16 protein-coding genes are annotated in these 21,412 nt (G+C 40.5%); 11 read left to right on the forward strand and 5 right to left on the reverse strand.

The genetic code is table 11. The annotated features are described in order from the left end of the window. Positions 1–25 precede the first annotated feature (25 nt). The gene (locus MZHIL_RS03335) at positions 26–301 is read right to left on the reverse strand and encodes a ferredoxin-thioredoxin reductase catalytic domain-containing protein (protein ID WP_013897959.1); all 276 of its coding nucleotides are present in this window, start codon (positions 299–301) and stop codon (positions 26–28) included. A gap of 398 nt (positions 302–699) precedes the next feature. On the opposite strand from MZHIL_RS03335, the gene hdrA2 reads away from it, so the two are divergent. The 3 genes from hdrA2 (at position 700) to gatE (ending at position 6,484) form a co-directional block, all read left to right on the forward strand. After that, positions 700–3,054, forward strand: coding sequence for a CoB-CoM heterodisulfide reductase HdrA2 (gene hdrA2, locus MZHIL_RS03340; RefSeq protein WP_013897960.1), 2,355 nt, complete (start codon positions 700–702; stop codon positions 3,052–3,054). After that, positions 3,051–4,343: a 4Fe-4S binding protein gene (locus MZHIL_RS03345; protein WP_013897961.1), complete on the forward strand. Its 1,293-nt coding sequence runs from the start codon at positions 3,051–3,053 to the stop codon at positions 4,341–4,343. Before hdrA2 ends, MZHIL_RS03345 begins: the two co-directional genes overlap by 4 nt. A gap of 224 nt (positions 4,344–4,567) precedes the next feature. Beyond that, positions 4,568–6,484: a Glu-tRNA(Gln) amidotransferase subunit GatE gene (gene gatE / locus MZHIL_RS03350; RefSeq protein ID WP_013897962.1), complete on the forward strand. Its 1,917-nt coding sequence runs from the start codon at positions 4,568–4,570 to the stop codon at positions 6,482–6,484. Positions 6,485–6,502: 18 nt separating this feature from the next. On the opposite strand, the gene MZHIL_RS03355 is transcribed toward gatE, so the two are convergent. Then, positions 6,503–7,522, reverse strand: a complete 1,020-nt coding sequence (locus MZHIL_RS03355; protein WP_013897963.1) for a TIGR00341 family protein — start codon at positions 7,520–7,522, stop codon at positions 6,503–6,505. Positions 7,523–7,680: 158 nt separating this feature from the next. Between MZHIL_RS03355 and carA the strand changes: the two genes are divergently transcribed. From carA to MZHIL_RS03370, 3 genes are all read left to right on the forward strand, one after another. Further along, positions 7,681–8,775, forward strand: coding sequence for a glutamine-hydrolyzing carbamoyl-phosphate synthase small subunit (carA, locus tag MZHIL_RS03360; RefSeq protein WP_013897964.1), 1,095 nt, complete (start codon positions 7,681–7,683; stop codon positions 8,773–8,775). Then, positions 8,775–12,023: a carbamoyl-phosphate synthase large subunit gene (carB, locus tag MZHIL_RS03365; protein ID WP_013897965.1), complete on the forward strand. Its 3,249-nt coding sequence runs from the start codon at positions 8,775–8,777 to the stop codon at positions 12,021–12,023. Before carA ends, carB begins: the two co-directional genes overlap by 1 nt. Positions 12,024–12,129: 106 nt before the next feature. Next, on the forward strand, positions 12,130–13,317 hold the full coding sequence (locus tag MZHIL_RS03370) for an argininosuccinate synthase (RefSeq protein WP_013897966.1): 1,188 nt from the start codon (positions 12,130–12,132) through the stop codon (positions 13,315–13,317). A 196-nt stretch (positions 13,318–13,513) separates the two neighbouring features. On the opposite strand, the gene MZHIL_RS03375 is transcribed toward MZHIL_RS03370, so the two are convergent. Then, entirely contained in the window at positions 13,514–14,437 is a 924-nt protein-coding gene (locus MZHIL_RS03375; protein WP_245527560.1) for a permease, read from the reverse strand. Beyond that, a complete protein-coding gene (locus MZHIL_RS03380; RefSeq protein ID WP_013897969.1) occupies positions 14,416–14,784 on the reverse strand; it encodes a PadR family transcriptional regulator in 369 nt (122 codons plus the stop codon). The genes MZHIL_RS03375 and MZHIL_RS03380 overlap by 22 nt, the downstream gene beginning before the upstream one ends. Positions 14,785–15,042: 258 nt before the next feature. Between MZHIL_RS03380 and MZHIL_RS03385 the strand changes: the two genes are divergently transcribed. From MZHIL_RS03385 to MZHIL_RS03405, 5 genes are all read left to right on the forward strand, one after another. Continuing rightward, positions 15,043–15,627: a diacylglycerol/polyprenol kinase family protein gene (locus MZHIL_RS03385; RefSeq protein WP_013897970.1), complete on the forward strand. Its 585-nt coding sequence runs from the start codon at positions 15,043–15,045 to the stop codon at positions 15,625–15,627. Between the two features lie 100 nt (positions 15,628–15,727). After that, on the forward strand, positions 15,728–16,843 hold the full coding sequence (locus MZHIL_RS03390) for a citrate/2-methylcitrate synthase (RefSeq protein WP_013897971.1): 1,116 nt from the start codon (positions 15,728–15,730) through the stop codon (positions 16,841–16,843). Positions 16,844–16,882: 39 nt separating this feature from the next. Continuing rightward, complete coding sequence (locus MZHIL_RS03395; protein ID WP_013897972.1) at positions 16,883–18,355, forward strand: dicarboxylate/amino acid:cation symporter; 1,473 nt, start codon at positions 16,883–16,885, stop codon at positions 18,353–18,355. A 96-nt stretch (positions 18,356–18,451) separates the two neighbouring features. Continuing rightward, a complete protein-coding gene (rimK, locus tag MZHIL_RS03400) occupies positions 18,452–19,345 on the forward strand; it encodes a 30S ribosomal protein S6--L-glutamate ligase (protein ID WP_281034000.1) in 894 nt (297 codons plus the stop codon). A 26-nt stretch (positions 19,346–19,371) separates the two neighbouring features. Further along, positions 19,372–20,427, forward strand: coding sequence for a succinylglutamate desuccinylase/aspartoacylase family protein (locus MZHIL_RS03405; RefSeq protein WP_013897974.1), 1,056 nt, complete (start codon positions 19,372–19,374; stop codon positions 20,425–20,427). 45 nt (positions 20,428–20,472) lie between these two features. Here MZHIL_RS03405 and MZHIL_RS03410 read toward each other — a convergent pair whose 3' ends face one another. Then, on the reverse strand, positions 20,473–21,387 hold the full coding sequence (locus tag MZHIL_RS03410) for an ATP-grasp domain-containing protein (protein ID WP_013897975.1): 915 nt from the start codon (positions 21,385–21,387) through the stop codon (positions 20,473–20,475). Between the last annotated feature and the right edge of the window lie 25 nt (positions 21,388–21,412).

Genomic DNA, 21,412 nt, shown 5'->3' on the forward strand with positions numbered 1-21,412 from the left:
TATACAGTTATTGAAGAAATACATATCATTTCCTTTTAAAGAATAAAGAACAATGGCATGATCCATCGGTTTCAACCTCTTCCTCATGGTATATGCACGGACATATTATCTTTCGGTCTTCTTTTTCATCACCTGTGATAATGCGGCAGGGGCAGTATCTTTTTCCATATTTTTCAAGGTTATTTGAAAGACCTTCTATGACCATATCAAGTATTTCTTCATCCGGATTGAGAGCATATCCCTTCTTTTCTGCATACTTCTGTGCCCATTTGCGTATTTTATTCTTTGTTTCTTCTGTCATATATCTCTTTATCTCCTGGTGTATCAGAATTTTCTGGCTCGCCTTGCTGAAAGACCTACACTGCTGCTTACTCGGGGCTGGCTGATCGCACCTGTTGATAATACAATGATGTATCTGAATAACTTTTGTATGAATACAGGTCTGGGTACTGTTTCTTACTGATAGATTATTTATTTTTTGTATCCAGATCTGATGATGGCAGTAGGTGCGTAAAATTTATAATAATTAATAATTATATTAAGCTATATATTAGTATCTATATAATTAATCTATTATCTCAAGATTTAAGATTGTTTTCGAGAAAAATAATATCTATAAGTTATGGGACATTAGAAATGTTTCAGATATACCAAAACTATATCTCTAACAAAAATTATCCAGCATATTAGTGCATAATCATGAAAATTGGAGTATACATATGTCATTGTGGTCTCAATATTGCCAATGTCATTAATGTTGACATATTGCATTCCAAAGTAGAAAAACTTGAAGATGTAGCTGTGGTGAGAGATGTCCAGTTCATGTGTTCTGATGCAGGTCAAGAATATATCATTGAAGACATAGGTGATAATAACCTGGACAGGATTCTGGTTGCAGCATGTTCCCCAAAACTGCATGAGCAGACCTTTAGAAGAGTTATTGAAAAAGCAGGTATCAATCCCTATCTTCTTGAAATGGTAAATATTCGGGAACAATGCTCCTGGGTGCATGGTAATAATCCCCAGATGGCTACTCAGAAAGCATTTGACCTCATAAAGATGGGTCTGGCAAGGTTGAAACATTCCAATCCACTTGATATTGAAAAATTCCGGATAAATACCGATGTACTGGTCATAGGAGGCGGTGTTACAGGAATAGAAGCTTCATTAAACCTTGCTGATTCAGGATATAATGTACACCTTATAGAACAGGAGCCAACGATCGGGGGAAAAATGGCTCTTATAAATGAAGTATTTCCCACAAACGATTGTTCCATATGTGTTCTAGCACCCAAGATGACCGAAGTTCACAACCATCCAAATATAACTCTTCTGACACTTTCACAGATTACTGAAATAACAGGTAATGTGGGTAATTTTAAGATAAAAGGTGTAAAAAGACCCAGATATGTGCTGGAAGATAAATGTAAGGGCTGTGTGGAAGATTGTTCTGGCGTGTGCCCGGTTGAGATCCCCTCCAAATTTGACTATGGACTCGGAAAGAAAAAAGCGATCAGTATTCCCATTCCCCAGTCAGTTCCCCAGGTAGCCTATATAAACAGTGACTACTGTGTAGGATGCGGTCTTTGCAGCCTCGCATGCCCCGCAGAGGCAATTGACTACAAACAGAAGGAAGAAGAGTTCATATTCAATGCAGGAGCCATCATAGTTTCTACAGGCTACAGTTTGTTTGATGCCTCCAGAAAGGAAGAATATGGGTATGGAATATATCCGGATGTTATCACCAATATGGAGCTTGAGCGCCTTCTCAATGCATCAGGTCCAACCAGGGGAAGGGTTGTAGTTCCTTCATCTGGCAAAGTACCTGAAAGAGTTGCCTTCATACAATGTGTAGGCTCACGTGATGAATCTGTAGATAATCCATACTGTTCAAGGGTATGCTGCATGGCATCAATGAAGAATGCTCAGCTTCTAAAGGAGAGATATCCGCAGATTGAAATCGTCATTCATTATATCGATGTACGTGCATCTGGAGAAATGTATGAAGAGTATTATACAAAAACACAATCCATGGGTATTGATTTTATCAGAGGTAAAGCATCTCAGGTTCTGATGGATAAACAGGGTCGTCCTGCTCTCAGGTTTGAGGATACCCTTGAATCAGAGATACGACAGGAATCCTATGATATGATCGTGCTGGCAACAGGAATGGAAGCACCGGAAAATTCCCGGACAATTACGAGAATGCTCAATCTCTCCTGCAGAGCAGACCGGTTTTATTCAATTGCCCACCCCAAGATGCGTCCGGTAGACTCTCATATTGATGGTGTATTCATTGCAGGATGTGCAACAGGCCCAAAGGATATTCAGTCATCAATTGCTCAGGGTTGTGCAGCTGCTGCAAAGGTGATGAAGCTTCTGGGATCAGGGGAACTTGAAGCGGATCCTCTGTGTGCTGTTGTTGAAAAGGCCAGTTGTGTAGGTTGCGGTCTATGTGAAGATGTATGCATTTTTGGAAAGATCAGGGTTATTGACAGTAAAGCTGTTGTTGATGAAATATCCTGTCAGGGGTGTGGCACGTGCAGTGCTGCCTGTCCAACAGATGCTATAGATATGAGGCACTTTACAGATGAGCAGATATTTGCACAGATTGAGGCTGCAGTTGAATCCAGGGATGAATTTCCTCTGATAATTGGTTTTCTGTGTAACTGGTGCAGCTATTCATGTGCTGATCTGGCCGGTGTTTCCAGAATAGATTATTCTACAAATATCCGAATAATCAGGACAATGTGTGCAGGAAGGGTTGATCCCGAATTTGTTATAAAGGCTCTGGAAGGTGGTGCTGACGGTGTGCTTGTTGCCGGTTGTAAACTTGGGGAATGTCATTATGTCCACGCAAACTACAGTGCCAAGAAACGACTTGAAGCGCTTCAGAATGTGCTGGAAGAGACAGGTATTGATCCATCCAGACTGAGACTTCTCTGGATATCAGCATCAGAATGTGAAAAATTTGCAAAAACAGTTGATGATTTTGTGGATAATCTCAAAAATATTGGTCCCGTAGGTCATGAAATCCTGGAGGCAGCAGATTGAGCGAAGATGGAAAAGGGGATTCTGTCACTGTAAAAAAAAGTATGGATGTACAGGGTAACCACTTCATCTATCAGGAAGAGACTGAAAAATCTCTGAAGGTCCTGGATTATGACTATAAAAGATGTACTGGCTGTGGTCTCTGTGTGGTTGTGTGTCCGGTTGATGCTCTGGAACTTGGACCCATTAAGGAGATTGCTACAGGAATGGATTCTCCTCCTGTGATGATGGACATTGATAAATGTACTTTCTGCGGTATGTGTGCTGGTTTCTGTCCTGTAAAGGCATTCAAGATGGACATTACAGGGCAGTTTCCTCAGAAGGATGAATATCCCAAACTGGATTCAGGTGTACAGATCAATGAAAAATGTCTTCCCTGCACGCTCTGTGAACGATCATGTCCTGAAGATGCTATTACTGTAGAATTTTTAATTCCAAAAAAGGATGAAATTGCACCATTTGATGAAAGTGCAGAAGGATCAATTGAAATAGATGAGAATAAATGCAATCTATGCGGTGTATGTTCTATATTCTGTGAAGCTTTTGTTATGGTGGAAAGAGAGCCAGATCCGGTTGATCCTTTACCATATGAACAGATACTTGTTGATGAAGATAAATGTGACTACTGTGGCCTCTGTGTGGGCCTTTGCCCTGAAGATGCAATCCGAACTACCGGAGGAACTGAAAACAAATATCAGGTTCCCTCTCTGGAAGGAAAGGTTACAATTGATGATGATCTGTGTACCAGATGTTCCTGGTGCAGTGCAGTTTGTCCGTATGACGCAGTCTGTGTGAAAAAGCCATTTGAAGGACAGATCATTCTCAGGGAAAACAATGTTGAAAAATGTGATCCTCATGGATGTCATGGCTGCTTTAACGTATGTCCCTCACATCTATGGTATGTGCCGGAAAATAACGATATTGGTCACAAGATCGCGATGAAGGATGAGTACTGTATATATTGCGGTGCCTGTGTGAATGCCTGTCCTCATGATGTTATGAAAGTCTCCCGCGAAAAAGTCCGTCATACAGATATACCTGAATCCCCATGGGCATTCCAGTGGAAGGATGCAATTGAGTCTATAGTGACGTCAAAAAGATGCCATCCTGATACTTCAAGGTCAATTGAACTTGAAAAGGAAGGTCCAAAAGAGTATGTTGAAGTGAAGATTCCGGAAGTTGATGAGTCGTATCTAATAGCCGCAAAAGAGAGTCTTGAAAAGGCAAAATCAACTTTTAAGAATATGAAATTCAGAAAAAGAATTGAAAAATCGGACAAGGAAGATCAGTAACTTAATTCTGTTATCATTTAATTACAAAATCAAATTCATTTATAATATTTGATCCTGACGAACACAAAATACAGAACTTTCTGAAAATAAATATTCTAAACAATGAAAAAATAGTAATAACAATAAAGCAACAATAAGGCTTTGATAATATTGCATATTGCCCGAGGATCTATTTACTTTGATTAGATAGCTTTAAAATTACTGTATGAGAGATGGTATTTCCTATGAGTGAAAAATTTGATTATAGAGATCTTGGTTTAAAATGTGGACTTGAGATTCATCAGCAGCTTGATTCAAAAGAAAAACTTTTTTGCAAATGTCCTACTTTGATAAGAGACACTGAAGATTCCAACATGGAATTTTTCAGGTATCTTAGGCCAGTGGTCAGTGAAATGGGAGAAACTGACCGGGCTGCTGTAGAACAGTCTAAGCTCAATAGAAAGTACATCTACAGGGCATATGATACAACCTGCCTGGTCGAATACGATGAAGAACCACCTTCTCAAATGAATCGGGAAGCCCTTGAAACATCTCTTGTGATTGCAAAAATGCTGAAAATGCGTCCTGTTGACCAGGTTCATGTAATGCGTAAGATCGTTCTTGATGGCTCAAATACCACAGGTTTCCAGAGAACTGCATTTCTTGCAGGTAATGGTAGAGTTGAAACCAGTGAAGGAGATGTCGGTGTGGATGTTCTGTGTGTTGAGGAGGAAGCATCTCAAAAGATTACAGATGAAGGAGATTCGGTTATTTATTCCCTTGACCGACTGGGTATTCCTCTGGTTGAGATTGGAACCTCTCCTGATATCATCTCTCCCTTGCATGCAAGAGAAACGGCACAACAGATCGGTATGCTACTTAGATCCACAGGCAGTGTCAAAAGAGGTCTTGGGACAATCCGCCAGGATGTTAATATTTCGATAGCACGAGGTGCAAGGGTTGAGATAAAAGGCGTTCAGGCACTTGATATGATTGATACCATAGTTGAACGTGAAGTTGAAAGACAGGTAAATCTGCTGAGGATAAGGGATGATCTGAACAAAAGAGGAGCAAAGGTAAATGAACAGATATTTGATGTTACTGACATTTTTTCAGATACTGGATCCAAGGTAATTAAAAAGGCCCTGAAAAAAGATAACGGAAAAGTCCTGGCAGTTAAAATGCAGGGCTTTGGAGGGTTTATTGGTAAAGAAGTTCAGCCGGAGAGGCGTTTTGGAACTGAAATGTCTGATCATGCAAAGACATCAGGAGTTGGCGGAATCTTCCATACAGATGAGCTTCCAAATTATGGGATTGTTAATGAGGAGATTTCAGCAATGCGCAGGATTATGGATGCCGACCAGAATGATGCACTGATAATGGTTTCAGATGAGGCAGATAGGGCATATTCAGCTATGGAAGGTATTGTCGAATATGCAAAAAAAGTTCTTGAAGGAGGAGTTGCTGAATCCACACGAAGAGCATTGCCTGACGGAAACAGTTCGTATATGAGACCCCTCCCCGGAGCTGCCCGAATGTATCCGGAGACAGATGTTCCTCCTGTAGAGATTTCTTCTGATTATTTTGACAGTCTTGAAATTCCGGAGCTGCTTTCTGAGAAGGCAAAGAGGTATTCACAGGAATATGGGCTAAACGATGAAATGGCCCGGATGATTGTATACTCAAGGGATCTAACGCTGTTTGAGAATCTGGCCTCCATGTATAAGGGTAATCAGTTTATCACTCCGACCCTGATAGTTAGAACAATAACAGCCATCATTCCTGAACTGAGAAGAGAAGGTGCTGATGTTGAAGCACTGGATGAAGATCACCTGATGCAGCTATTTGATCTTATTGGAGAAGGAACAATTGCAAAGGAGGGAATAGGGGATATTCTTCGCTATCTGAGCAAAAACCCTTCAATTACCGCAGAGGAAGCCGCTTCTGAACTTGGGCTGTTGGGAGCTGATGATGAGCAGATTCAAAAATTCATTGATGAGGTACTGTATAGCAGGGAGGATTTCATAAAAGAAAAACAGATGGCAGCGGTTGGTCCCCTGATGGGAGTTGTCATGAAAGAATTTCGTGGTAAGGTTGATGGCAAGCTTGTAAGCCAGATTCTAAAGGACAGGATTCAGAAGAGACTAAATGAAAACTCCTGATCCTGATTGGCTGGTAATTCAGCTCTGGGATATGTAAATCAGCAGGATTAAAGCAAACAGCATCATGACCCATGTTATCATTGCATAGGTGGTGGTTTTCTTTGCTTCAGCTATATCCCACCAGTTACTGGGCCTAACACCCTGAGCATAAAATGTGATAACCCCTGAAAGATTGATAGCTATGATATTCACCAGGAAGAGCAACATTGCACCAAATGCAAGGTTGATGTAGCCTGCTCCTAGCAATAGCCCAAATACCACAAGGGGTGGCAAGAGGGCAACTGCAACCATGACTCCTACAATTGCAGCAGAAACTCCGGTAGTTATGGAAAGTGCTCCTGCACCACCGGCTGCAAGTCCAAGTATAACATATCCAAAATTTACTTCCGTCCTTGTTGAAATCTCTGTGATCGTGGGATCAACAAATGCAAACATTCCTGCAAAGAAGGATATGATTATGGCTATTGAAATGCCAATCAGATCAACTTTGAGTGACTTCAATCCAAGCTGAAAATCTGCCAGAGTAGTTGCCAGAGATAGAGATATATTCGGTCCAAGCAGTGGCGCAATGACCATTGCTCCTATAATTATTGCTACACTATTCTCCAGTACTCCAATAACAGCCACAATGGTCGAGAGAATAACCAGTACGTAATATTCAGATGTTATTTTGGTACTTATGGATACTTCCTCATAAAGCTCTTCACGGGTTATACTCCCATACCTGACTTCCTTTTTTGTATTTTCATCACTTTTTCCCTCAGCCAGTTCTTCGTTGTTCTCAGGCTCTTCAGGACGTGGTATGGTTGCATCAATTGAATGGATGATGATTCTGAATCCCTCTGTAACTGAGAACCAGTGTGTGAGTTCATCTATGATTTCCTGACTGTTTTCTGCACGTGCCACTATTCTGACCAGAATTTTTTCATCTTCGAGTGTTGAAAACCATGCACCAAGATGATTTTTATTCTCAAGTAATTCTTTTACACGCTCATGCTTTTCAGCCGGTAATATTAATTCAAGCAATTTTGTGGCCATTCTGGTTACCCTGGAAAGGATTTCTATTAAGAAATGGCTTTTCAGATTATATCTAATTTACTACTGTGTCGATAATCAGCCCTATTTATAGTGCCTTTGATAGATTCGTATCGCAATACTTATAGCCTATTTATTACATGTATATGCAGGTTCTGATTATGGATGCGGTATTAGGATTAGAAGATGGAACATACGTTAAAGGCACAGGTTTTGGTGCCGAAGGTACAGTTCGTGGTGAACTTGTTTTTACAACTCAGTACACCGGATACGAAGAGGCTCTTACTGATCCTTCTTATAAGGGACAGATTTTGATGTTCACATATCCTCTGATAGGAAACTATGGAGTAAGTGGAGATCACTTCCAATCAGATGGGATTAAGGCGGAAGGTTTTGTTGTGCGGGAGCTGTGCAACTATCCCAGCCATCACAGATCCTCACGTAATATAGTTCAGTGGGCTGAAGATGAAGGGATTCCCGGTATTTCAGAGATTGATACTCGAATGTTGACCATCAAAACACGTGAACACGGAGCAATGCGGTCAGCTTTGATTGTAGGAAGTGATGACGGTGAAGAAGCTGTGGAGCTTGCAAGAAAGTTACCTCCAATATCTGAACTCGATCTTTTATCGAAAGTGACCTGCAGAGAGCCATACCATATAAAGAGTGAAAAAAGCTCCTTGAATAAAATGAATGCGGTGGTAATTGATCTTGGACTGAAGAATAATATACTATCCAGTCTTTTGGACCGAGGAGTAGATATTACAGTTGTTCCGGCTACATCACCGGCTTCAACAATTGAAAGTTATGATCCGGATTTCCTTTTTCTGACAAATGGTCCCGGAGATCCCAGACATGCGTCAGCTGCCATAAATAATGTGAAGGAATTTGCAGGTCAGTTTCCTATAATGGGCATATGTTTCGGAAATCAGATAATTGGTCGTGCAATGGGTGCAGATACTTACAAACTCAAATTCGGTCACAGAGGAGCAAATCAACCAGTGAAGGATCTTGAATCCGGTAATATTTATATTACTTCTCAGAATCACGGATTTGCAGTTGATGGTGATTCTCTGGACGGTACTGAAATAAAGGTAACGCAGGTGAATGCCAATGATCAGACCGTTGAAGGAATTTCTCACGATTATCTGGATATTTTCAGTGTGCAATATCATCCGGAAGCCCACGCGGGCCCCATGGATACTGAAAGTTTATTCTTTGATAAAGTTATCAGGACTGTCGGAGGTGCAAAATAATGCCAAAAAGGAATGACATAAAAAAGATCCTGCTGATAGGCTCCGGACCTATCATGATCGGACAGGCAGCAGAGTTTGATTTTTCTGGAAGCCAGGCATGTAGATCTCTTAAAGAGGAAGGCTATGAGGTAGTTCTGGTAAACTCAAATCCGGCAACTATTATGACAGATCCTGAAACTGCAGATGCGGTTTATATCGAACCTCTTGAAGCAAGGGTTATAGAAAAAATTATTGAAAAAGAACGCCCAGATGGTATTATTGCCGGTATAGGGGGGCAGACCGGGCTTAACATGACCAGTGAACTGGCCGAACTGGGTATTCTTGATAAATACGGGGTAAAGCTTCTGGGAACTTCTCTGGATGCAATAAGGGATACAGAAGACCGTGAATTATTCAAACAGGCAATGGAAAGAGTTGGAGAAAAGGTAGCTCGCAGCAGAGCTATTTCTTCCATAGCAGATGCCGAAAAAATGATCGATGAGCTTGGACTTCCCCTGATCGTAAGACCTGCCTATACACTTGGGGGAGCAGGGGGTGGAATTGCCCGCACAAGAGATGAACTCTTGCAGATCGTGGAAAATGGACTTCGCAGAAGTCGTATCAACCAGGTTCTTATCGAAGAAAGTGTTCTTGGGTGGAAGGAATTTGAATATGAGGTTATCAGGGATTCAAATGACACATGTCTTGTTATATGCAATATGGAAAATATCGATCCAATGGGAATCCATACCGGTGAATCGATGGTTGTAACTCCATCCCAGACTCTCACAGATGAAGAACATCAGACTCTCAGGTCGGCTGCAATAAAGATCATCCGTTCTTTTGGGATAGAAGGTGGCTGTAACATCCAGTTCGCAGCAAAAGATGGTGAATACAGGGTTGTTGAGGTAAATCCTCGTGTATCCCGTTCATCAGCACTTGCATCCAAGGCAACAGGTTATCCTATTGCCAGAGTCAGTGCGAAAATAGCTGTTGGTATGAGGCTGGATGAGATATTGAATGATGTAACCAAGAAGACACCTGCATCATTTGAACCCACAATAGACTATGTTGTGACCAAAATTCCCAGATGGCCTTTTGATAAATTCGTAACTGCTGATAAAACCCTTACCACATCAATGAAAAGTACTGGAGAGGTAATGTCCATTGGTAGGACGATCGAACAATCATTGCTCAAGGCAGTTCGCTCTCTTGATATCGATATAGACTTGGGATCCGGCAAGTGGGACAGAAATGAAATTATAAACTTGCTGAAAATACCAACCAGTGAAAGACTTTTTGTAATTTATAAAGCTCTTGAGACTGGATTTACAGTGGATGAAATCTGTGAAATGAGCAGCATAGATCCCTTCTTTATTCAGAAGATGAAGAATATTGTAGATATTGAGGATGAGTTTAGAAAATATTCTAATCTACCTGTCGAAGAGATCCCATCCTCACTCCTTAAAAAAGCCAAACGCATGGGTCTAACGGATTCACGAATTGCCGCACTTACAGATAAGACCCGTGAGGAGATTAATGATCTAAGGCGCAGTACAGGTATTTCGGTGACCTACAAGATGGTGGACACATGCGCAGCCGAGTTTGCTGCAGCAACTCCTTATTATTATTCCTGCTATGAAACACAGTGTGAAGCAGAACCTACAGATCGCAAAAAGATACTGATAATTGGTGCGGGTCCCATACGTATCGGTCAGGGTATTGAATTTGATTACTGTACAGTCCATGCTGTTTCTGCTATACGCAGTGAAGGTATTGAAACACATATCATCAACAATAATCCTGAAACAGTCTCCACAGATTATGATACTTCAGATAAACTGTTTTTTGAGCCCATTACCCTTGAAGATGTAATGAATGTTATTGACAGGGAGCGCCCGTATGGTGTACTGGTACAATTTGGAGGACAGACTTCTGTAAATCTTGCACTTTCACTTGAAAACGAACTTAAAAGACGGCAGGATCTGGAAACTGTTATTCTTGGAACATCCCCTGAGAGTATTGATATCGCAGAGGACAGGGAAAAATTCAATCAGATGATGAACAGATTGGACATAAAACAGCCAGATGCAGGATATGCAACATCACATGAAGAGGCATTGAAAATTGCATCAAGGATTGGATACCCTGTTCTTGTAAGACCCTCCTATGTACTTGGTGGCAGGGCCATGGAAATCGTTTATGACAGAAATGATCTTGAACGTTATATGCGGGAAGCTGTAAGAGTTTCTCCGGAGCATCCGATTCTGATTGATGATTTCCTTGAAGGTGCAATTGAGATTGATGTGGATGCTGTATGTGATGGGAAGGATGTTCTTATAGGTGCTATCATGGAGCACATAGAAGAAGCCGGAGTTCATTCCGGAGACTCAGCCTGTGTGATCCCGCCGCAATCACTGTCTGAAGATACACTATCCACAGTAAGGGAGTATACCCGCAAAATAGCTCTTTCATTGAATGTAAAGGGTCTGATCAACATTCAGATGGCTAAAAAAGGAGATGATATATATGTTCTGGAAGCAAACCCTCGTTCAAGCAGAACAATTCCTTTTGTATCCAAAGCAGTTGGATTGCCTCTAGCAAAAATAGCTGCTCAGGTTATTATTGGCCATACTCTGAAAGATCTGGGATACACTCAGGAAAAAGAACCCTCTGTAGATCATGTTTCTGTAAAAGAGGTTCTGTTGCCATTTGATAAACTTCCTGGTGCAGACCCGGTACTTGGTCCCGAGATGAAGAGTACCGGTGAGGTTATGGGTATTGATTATAGCTTCGGTCTTGCCTTCTTTAAGGCACAGTTGAGTGCTGAGAACCTTTTACCACTTGCTGGTAAGGTATTCATGTCTATCAGGAATGAAGATAAGGAAAAGATGGTGGAAGTTGCAAGGAAAATGCAGAAAGTAGGATTGGAGCTTATGGGTACCCGCGGCACTTCTAACTACATGTCAGAACATGGGATTGAAATGGAGACCATCAAGAAAGTTCATGATGGTAGTCCCAATGTTATCGATATGCTCCGGAGAAATGAAGTTTCTCTTATCATAAATACTCCCACTAGCAAGCAGGCACGCAAAGACGGCTATCAGATACGTAGAGCGGCTGTTGATTTCAGGGTGCCATACATTACCACTGTTCAGGCTGCAGTTGCAGCAGCCGAGGCAATGGATGCCATGAAGAATGGTGATATTATAATTAAATCGGTAAACGATTATAACCGGGAAGTATTGCAGGGCAGTTACAAGCAATAAAGCAAATGAGGGCTTAAAATGAGTTGCATTATGCACTCTGGCCATCTATTTTATATATGTACCACAACACATACAGACATTTTATGAGCTTAAAGGATCTGATATTATGGTAAAAAAAGCAGTACTGGCATACTCTGGGGGTCTTGATACTTCAGTATGCATTCCCCTTCTGAAAGAAAGATATGATTGCGATGAGGTAATCACAGTAGCAGTTGATGTTGGACAGCCTAAAGAAGACCTGATGAAGGCTGAGGAGAAGGCTCGAAAGATTAGTGATAAGCATTATACCATTGATGCACGCGAGGAGTTTGTTAATGAATATATATTTCCCCTGATAAAAGCCAATGGGGATTATGAGGGCTATGTGATGGGCACCTCCATAGCACGTCCACTAATTGCGAAAAAAGTAGTAGAGATCGCCAGAAAGGAGGATGCATCTGCTCTTGCACACGGGTGTACCGGCAAAGGCAATGATCAGCTCAGGTTCGAAGCTGTTTTCAGGCTGACAGACATGGAAGTTATCGCTCCTATGAGGGATATGAACCTTACAAGAGAGTGGGAAATAGAATATGCAAAAGAACACGGTATACCTGTCACCGCAACATCAGAAAAACCATGGAGTGTAGATGAAAATCTCTGGAGCAGAAGTATTGAAGGAGGATTGCTTGAAGATCCCGGATATGTTCCTCCGGAGGAGATCTATGAATGGACTGTTTCTCCTGAAGATGCACCGGATCCTCAGATTATTGAAATTGGATTTGAGAATGGTGTACCTGTTTCTCTGAACGGGCAAATGTCTGGTGGTGTTGAGCTGATCGCTACTCTCAACACATTAGCAGGTTCTCATGGAGTCGGACGTACTGATCTGATCGAAGACAGAGTACTCGGACTCAAAGCCAGAGAGAATTATGAACACCCTGCAGCTACAGTATTGCTGACTGCCCACAGAGACCTGGAAAAATTAGTACTCACACGAGCTGAGCTAAAATTTAAATCTATGGTTGATTCACAGTGGTCTGAACTTGCCTACTTCGGTCTTGTAGATGAACCCCTGTACCAGGATTTGAACGCTTTTATCGACAGGACACAGGAAAGGGTATGCGGAACTGTTAAACTCAGGCTTCAGAAGGGCAGTGTATCTATTATGGCACGTACTTCTCCATATGCGCTGTACTCAAAAGAACTGGTATCCTTTGACAGTGAAACAATTGATCAAAAGGATGCAGAGGGCTTTTCAAAATACCATGGATTCCAGTCCAGGGTCTATAAACGCTTTGTAGAAAAAAATGAATGAGAATGCTAATATTTCTCAGAAATTCTCTTCATTATTTTCACTTTCATCTTCTGGCTCTGAAACAATTTCGAAATCACAGCATTTTTTATCATCTTCTTTTTTACCAAATAACCTGTTCAATAGCTTTTTAACCATTTTTATATTTCTCCTGGAATTTATCTATATATTTATTGGTGGCTCAACTTTGCTGTTGTACTCAGCTCAGGATGGAGAATAATATCCCACCTGATGTTGCAAGCACCATTACAGTGATTATGAATGCAATAACCAGCTTTCTATTAAATATTGCAGATAGCAATGAAACCATTGGTATACTTGCTCCTGAACCTCCAATGATCAATGCCATTACAGCTCCGATTCCCATTCCTTTTGAAATAAGGACATCACTTATTGGTATCATTGTTTCCACTCTTATATACATGGGTATTCCGATCAGTGCAGCAGCAGGAATGGCGATTGGATTGGATGGTCCTGCAATTTTTAATATGAATTCTTCCGGAAGATATCCGTAAATCAGTGAACCGATTCCTGTTCCCAGTAGCATCCATGGAAGCATCTGCTTGAATAAAGTCCATGAATCTCTAAAGGCACCTGCCATCTTCTGTCTGTGACTGCTCTGTATATATGCTTTTTTGCATGTACTTTGCCGGACTGTGACATTTTTTATTTCATCTTCAAACCCCAGTTTATTCCATACATATCCTGTAATAACTGCTGCCGGGAATACAATGATAAAATATATTGCAGCTACCCTGATCCCCAGAAGAGCTATCAATAATCCCATGATAACAGGGTTAATCAGAGGGGATGCTATTAAAAAGGACATTGCAGCTCCAAAAGGCACACCTCCTTTAAGCATTCCAAGAAGAAGAGGTATTGTGGAACATGAGCAAAAAGGCGTGGTCATACCCAGACCTGCACCAAGACTGTTGTTTATTATCCAGTTTTGTGAGCGGCATGCAGCATTTTTTATTCTGTCAGGATGAACATATTCCTGCAATAATCCTATCAGAAATGAAATTCCAATAAACAGAATAGTCAGTTCCAGTGTAATTTTCAGAAAAAATCCCAATGTATCTTCCAGTACAGGGAAAACCATCATTTTTCCTCTTTCTGGCACAGTTTTTCATGGACATCCAGCAGTGCCTGAGCAGTTTCTTTCCATGCCTCAAGACCAGTGCAGCATGCTCTTTTTCCTTTTTCAGTTAGGGTGCAGACTTTACGGCTTCGACCACTCACAGTCTCTTTTTTGCAGATAATATATCCTTCTTTTTCAAATTCTTTCAGAACCGGATACAGTGTTCCTTCAGTCGGTGCACAGCATCCATTTGTCATTCTGGATATTTTCCTGGATATCTCATAACCGTGCAGTGGCTCATCATAAAGAACTCGGAGTATAAAGAGTCTTGAAAGACTGATTTTTATCAGTCCGTTCCAGTATTTTTTATCCAGGTAATCATTGCTCAACTTTGTATCACCTCTGTATATTCGAGCATCAATACATTGTTATCCAATGCATCAAATATCAATGTATACGGATATATAAGCCTGATGCTTTTTCCAGCATTCAAGCCTAAAGTTCTATTTGTAGAATTTATAGCAAAAGAGTGACATAACCTTCATGATCTGAAATATGGAAATGAATAGAGAAATTTTATAAAAGAACAAATAAATAGAAAAAGGTCGGACTTACGCCTGCATAAAATCTAAACTCGGTCAGTTAGCATGCACTCAAATACTATTTTACAGGAATTTATCCGAAAAAGTATCCATCTTACCTCAGTTGTAATTGTGATCGTTTATTTTTATGCCGGAAAGAATGCTGTCATGGGAATGTTGATTCTTTTTTTACTCCTATTTCTGATTATTGAAAATGGGAGGTTAAAGTACAATATAAGCATTCCTCTTTTGCAGTCTCTGTTTAGAAAAAATGAAATATCTCATCCGGCTGGTCATATTTACTTTATAATTGGGGCGATAATCTCCATTTCGATCTTCAGTTATGAGATTGCCTCGGCTGCAATTCTGATGGCTACTTTTGGAGATTTGACTGCAGCACTTATTGGAAAAAAATATGGTAGAACAAAGATATTTCACGGTCCAAAATCGCTGGAAGGAAGTTTGAGTGCATTGATAGTTAATTTTGTTATTGGATACCTGTTCCTTGGAGGCTGGCCTGTTGCACTCATTATGGCATTATCTGCAACAATTGCAGAGCTGTGGTTTACACATGTAGACGATAATCTGGCAATTCCAATATTTTCAGGTTCAGTAGGGTATGTTGCAGTTTTCATTATTTCAAATATCTAGTTGTAGTTGTTACAGTGACCAATGCTGCAATTATTTATTATATTAGAACGTTATATATAATCTATAACCAGTGAAACTTATATATTTCTGGAGGTAGAGGGTGGATAACCGCAAAAAAGGTTTAGAGGATGTTATTGCCGTTGAAACAAAGATCGCCTATATTGATGGAATTAAAGGGATACTGGCATACAGAGGCATAAACGTAGCTGATCTAATGGATTACTCCTATGAAGAAGTATCCCATTTGTTACTTAAAGGCTATCTGCCTGATGAAAGTGAACTCTCAGACTACATAACAACCCTGAGGAATGAAAGAGAGCTGGATTCTGGTGTAATAGATATATTGAGGATATGCAATAAACAGGCGGATGCCATGGATGTTTTAAGGACTGCGGTTTCTTACATTTCCCAATATGATGCTGATTATAATGACAATTCTGTAGATGCGAATACCAGAAAAGCTGTTAAAATGATTGCTAAATTTCCAACTATAGTTGCTGCATTTTATAGAATAATAAACGGCCTTGAACCAGTTTCTCCTGATTCTGAGCTTGGACATGGTGCAAATTTCTTATATATGCTTAAAGGGACCCGGCCAACAGAGCTTGAAGCAGAGATTATGGAAAAGGATCTGATACTGAGCGCTGAACATGGACTCAATGCCTCCACATTTGCTTCAAGGATAACTGCATCCACACTTTCAGATATACATTCTGCTATAATCTCCGGTATCTGTACCCTCAAGGGCCCATTGCATGGAGGAGCCAGACTCGGGGCTATGAATATGCTTGATGAAATCGGATCCATAGATAATGTTGAGAATTTTGTGGAAGAATGTATCATAGCCAAAAAAAGAATTGCAGGTTTTGGTCACCGGGTTTACAAGACCTATGACCCAAGGGCCAGAGTATATCGCAATCTTGCAAAAGAACTTTCGTATGAAGATGCCGAAAATGGATGGTATGAGATTGCAGAGAGACTTGAGGATGTGGTCAACAGGGAATTTGTTAAAAAAAGTGCAAAAATCATTTATCCAAATGTTGATTTTTATGCTGCTGTTGCCTATAAGTATCTAAGCATCCCTGCTCAGCTATCCACTTCCATATTTGCTCTTGGAAGAGTAGCAGGATGGACGTCTCATTGTCTTGAGCAATATGAAGATAATAGATTGATAAGACCTCGGGCCAAGTTCATCTGGAGAATTTATGACAAATGATTCTTTTATTTCTCTTTGATGATGTGATCCAGTGATGATATGCCGATAAAGATCAGACCCCAGGAATCTCTGAAGTTGATACATCCCAGATCACTCAAGTATATGAGCAAGTATCTGCAATCACTGGTTGAGGGCAGACTATGGCTTAAAATTTTTATAGGGATGTTTCTTGGAATTGCTGTAGGACTATTGCTTGGACCCACCTACGGTCTTGTAGATCCGGTAACTGCCACTATACTTGGTGAATGGCTTGCGTTACCAGGGTACATTTTCCTTGGTCTTTTACAAATGATTGTAATACCTCTGGTATTTGCATCGATTATAAGGGGAATTGCTGCAGGAGAGGATATAGAACAGCTTAAAAAAGTTGGTCTTAGAGTCGTAGGCTATTTTCTGATCACCACTGTAATTGCTGTATTCATAGGATTGGGGCTGGCCACTACAATACAGCCAGGACAGTACATTAGCAGTGATGCTGTAAGGGCCACAATGGGAGACGTGGTGGCACCGGTGGATGTAGTAGAGAATGAAATAAGCAATTCTGTTATAGTATCAATTCCAATGCAGATTGGATCACTTCTTCCTACAAATCCATTGGCTGCAATGGTATCAGGGCAGATGCTTCAGGTGGTCCTTTTTTCCATAATCGTAGGTATTGCTCTTGTTTCAATGGCTCCTCAGCAGTCAAAGCCATTGCTGGATCTACTTGGATCTGTTCAGGAAGTATCGATGCTGGTTGTAAAATGGAGTATGCTACTGGCTCCGTTTGCTGTTTTTGGGCTTCTGGCAAAATTTACTCTAAACATTGGTATTGAGGCACTGCTGGGAATGACTGTTTATGTAGGAACTGTTCTACTTGGTTTATTGTTGCTGTTTTCTCTATATATGCTTATTCTGTATATAGTTGCCAGTATGAATCCCTTTGTTTTTCTAAGATCAGTACATGATGTTCTTCTTCTTGCATTTTCAACATCAAGTTCTGCAGCAGTAATGCCACTGTCTATTAAAACGGCTGAAGACAAATTGGGAGTTAGACCTTCTGTATCTCAATTTGTTGTTCCTCTGGGTGCGACTATTAATATGAATGGTACGGCTCTCTATCAGGGTGTGGCAGCTGTATTCCTGGCTCAGGTATTTGGTGTGGATCTTGGCTTTGGTGAGATGTTATTGATTGTTATTACAGTTGTTGCAGCATCAATAGGTACGCCTGCAACACCAGGTGTTGGTATTGTAATACTTGCAATGATACTTACCAGTGTGGGAATTCCTGCAAGCGGAATTGCTCTGATAATCGGTGTTGACCGTATTCTTGATATGAGTCGTACATCTGTTAATGTTGCAGGTGATCTTGTAGCATGTTCTGTGATGGAAAAATGGGTTGGTGGCGAAAAAAGTGTTCTTGATGAGATTGCTCAGGAGCAGGACCTGGAACAGAAAAGAGAACTTATTGATGAAGATGTGATCATCGATTCCAGCAATGTTATCGCTGATGACGGAACAGCATCTGTTTAATAAGTATACTAAACTAATGGTTACGAAAATCTATTTCATCCTTTATTCTTATAGATGAACTATTTAGATATGGGGGTTTGAAAAATAAAAATTGCAATTTTGTCAGAAAATAAAAATTTATACTCTACCAAAAGACTTGTGGAAGTTGCACAAAAAAGAGGTCATGAGGTAATTGTAATCAACACTCTCAGGTGTTATATGAATATAACTTCCAGAAAACCAAGTATTCACTATAGAGGTGAGATCTTACCGGCATTTGATGCAGTAATTCCGCGTATAGGTCATTCCATTTCCTTTTACGGAGCTTCAGTGGTACGTCAGTTTGAGATGATGAATGTTTTCTGTTTGAATGAATCTGTGGCTATAACACGTGCCAGAGATAAACTGAGATCTCTGCAATTACTTTCAAGAAAAGGCATTGGATTGCCGGTTACAGGTTTTGCTCATTCTCCGGATGATATTGAAGATCTCGTAAAAATGGTTGGAGGCCCTCCTCTGGTTATCAAGCTTTTGGAAGGTACACAGGGTATAGGTGTTGTCCTTGCAGAAACCAGAAGTGCTGCAAGAAGTGTTATTGAAGCTTTTCTGGAGATGAAAGTCAATATAATGGTACAGGAATATATACGGGAGTCCGGAGGGGCGGATATACGCTGTTTTGTAGTTGGAAACAAAGTAATTGCTTCAATGATGAGACAGGCAGTACCAGACGAGTTTCGTTCAAATATCCATCGGGGAGGAACTGGTAAATCTGTGAAACTAACATCTGAAGAACGCAAGACTGCTGTCCAGGCTGCAAAGATAATGGGTCTTAATGTGGCAGGAATTGATATACTCCGGTCCCAGAGAGGTCCACTTGTAATTGAAGTAAATGCATCTCCTGGACTTGGAGGTATTGAAAGTTCAACAGGTAAGGATGTTGCAGGAGCAATAATTGAATTTATAGAAAAGAATGCAAAACCCGGAAAAACACGTACAAAGGGTAAAGGTTAAAAAAAGGTAAAGGCAGAAATGTAAACATGGGAAAGAACAATCAAGGTCTTGTTATTGGTAATACTGAAATAAAACCAGGTGAGCGCAAAGTAGTGGAATTGTCAAAAGCAGGTATATATTCCCAGACCCCTATAAGGATCCCTGTCCATGTTATACGTGGAAAAAAGGATGGTCCTCGTCTTTTTGTTCTTGCAGGGATACACGGAGATGAAATCAATGGTATTGAAATTATCAGACGCCTGTTAAGGTCATCCAGATTTAAGAAAATGAGGGGTACTCTGATAGCTGTTCCTATTGTAAACATTTATGGTTTTATTTTCCTGTCCCGCTATCTTCCAGACAGGCGTGACCTTAATCGGTCTTTTCCTGGTTCAGAGAAGGGGTCTCTTGCTGCAAGACTTGCAAATTTACTTATGACTGAAGTGGTCAGCAAGTGTACTCATGGTATTGATTTACATACCGGGGCAATTCATAGAAGTAATCTCCCGCATGTAAGGGCAAATCTTGATAGAGAAACAACCGAAAAGATGGCAAAAGCATTTAACCTGCCGTTAATACTGGATACAAAATCAATCGATGGATCACTCAGACAGGCATGTGACGATTCAAATATTTCAATGCTGCTGTACGAAGGGGGAGAAGCTCTAAGATTTGATGAGGTCTCAATCCGTGCAGGTGTGAAGGGTATAAGAAACGTAATGCATTATCTGGGAATGCTACCAACTCCTGCAAGAAAAAAATCCAGCAGTATCATACCCCGAATAGGCAGGTCCAGTAAATGGGTGCGTGCTCCAAACAGTGGAATTTTTTATCCGTTAAAAAAGCTTGGAGATCAGACTAACAAGGGAGAATCTACAGGAGTTATTGTAAATCCTTTTGGAAATGAAGAATCCCCTATAGTATCCTCAACTACAGGAATTATTATTGGAAGAAATAATCTTCCAATGGTAAATGAAGGAGATGCACTGTTTCACATAGTAAGTTTTAAGGATGTCGATTCTATCTCTGCTAATATTGAAGTACTGGAGGATATGGGTCCTTTTATTACAGGTCCTTTATTTGATATTCAAAACAATAAATAATTTTATTTAAAGTGTATAATCTTAACATAGCTATCAATTCAGATATCAGATCTCATCAAACCTACCCAGTCTGATCCTTATGAAATTATAGATCTCACTGGCAATATCTATATTGCAGCATTGTTCAATCCCTTCAAATCCAGGTGAAGAATTAGCTTCACAGACCTTGAAGTGATCTCCATCAAAGAGAAGGTCTATTCCTGCTATCTCCAGCCCGAATATCTTTGCTGTTTCGTTAGCAAGCCACTCAATTTCAGGTGTGATCCTGAATTCTCTGACTGTTCCACCTCTTGAAAAGTTTGCCTTGAAACTATCATCTTTTGCAGATCTTTCAATACATGCTACAGCACGTCCTCCAATCGTAAATACGCGAAGATCCCTCCCCCTGCTGCAACCTATAAATTCCTGAAGAATTATATTTATATTGCTTTTTGTTGCCTGGATCAATTCCATAAGGTCTGTGAAATTTGATTTATTCTCTGATAAAAATACTCCACTTCCCTGGGATCCGGATACAGTTTTGACCACAAGTGGAAATCCCAGCTGCTCTTTAACAAGTTCAACATCAACAGGATATTTAACAAGCATTGTTTTTGGTACTGGAATGCTCTTTTCTGCCAGAATCTGCTGAGAGTATAGCTTATCCTTTACAGTATCAATACTGTTTGAAGAATTAACTGTATAGACCCCCAATCGTTCAAGGTGTCGAATAACAGCCAGTGCAAAATATGTTGTCCCGGCTCCCATTCTGGGTAACAGAAAATCTGGAAGCATTACTACTTTTCCATCAAGGAGTACGCTGTTTCTTCCATCCCTTGTCACAATCAGCTCAAACTGTTCAGGTCTAACAACCTTTACATCAATTCCTTTCTTTTCTGCAGCTTCCAGAAAGCGATTTATCTCATAATGCTCCGCTTTTAGACTATCCTGAGATTCTTTATATAAAATCCAGCCCTTCATTTATGCTCCATTCCCGATACAACAA

Origin of the sequence: Methanosalsum zhilinae DSM 4017 (assembly GCF_000217995.1) — an archaeon.
GTDB lineage: Archaea > Halobacteriota > Methanosarcinia > Methanosarcinales > Methanosarcinaceae > Methanosalsum > Methanosalsum zhilinae.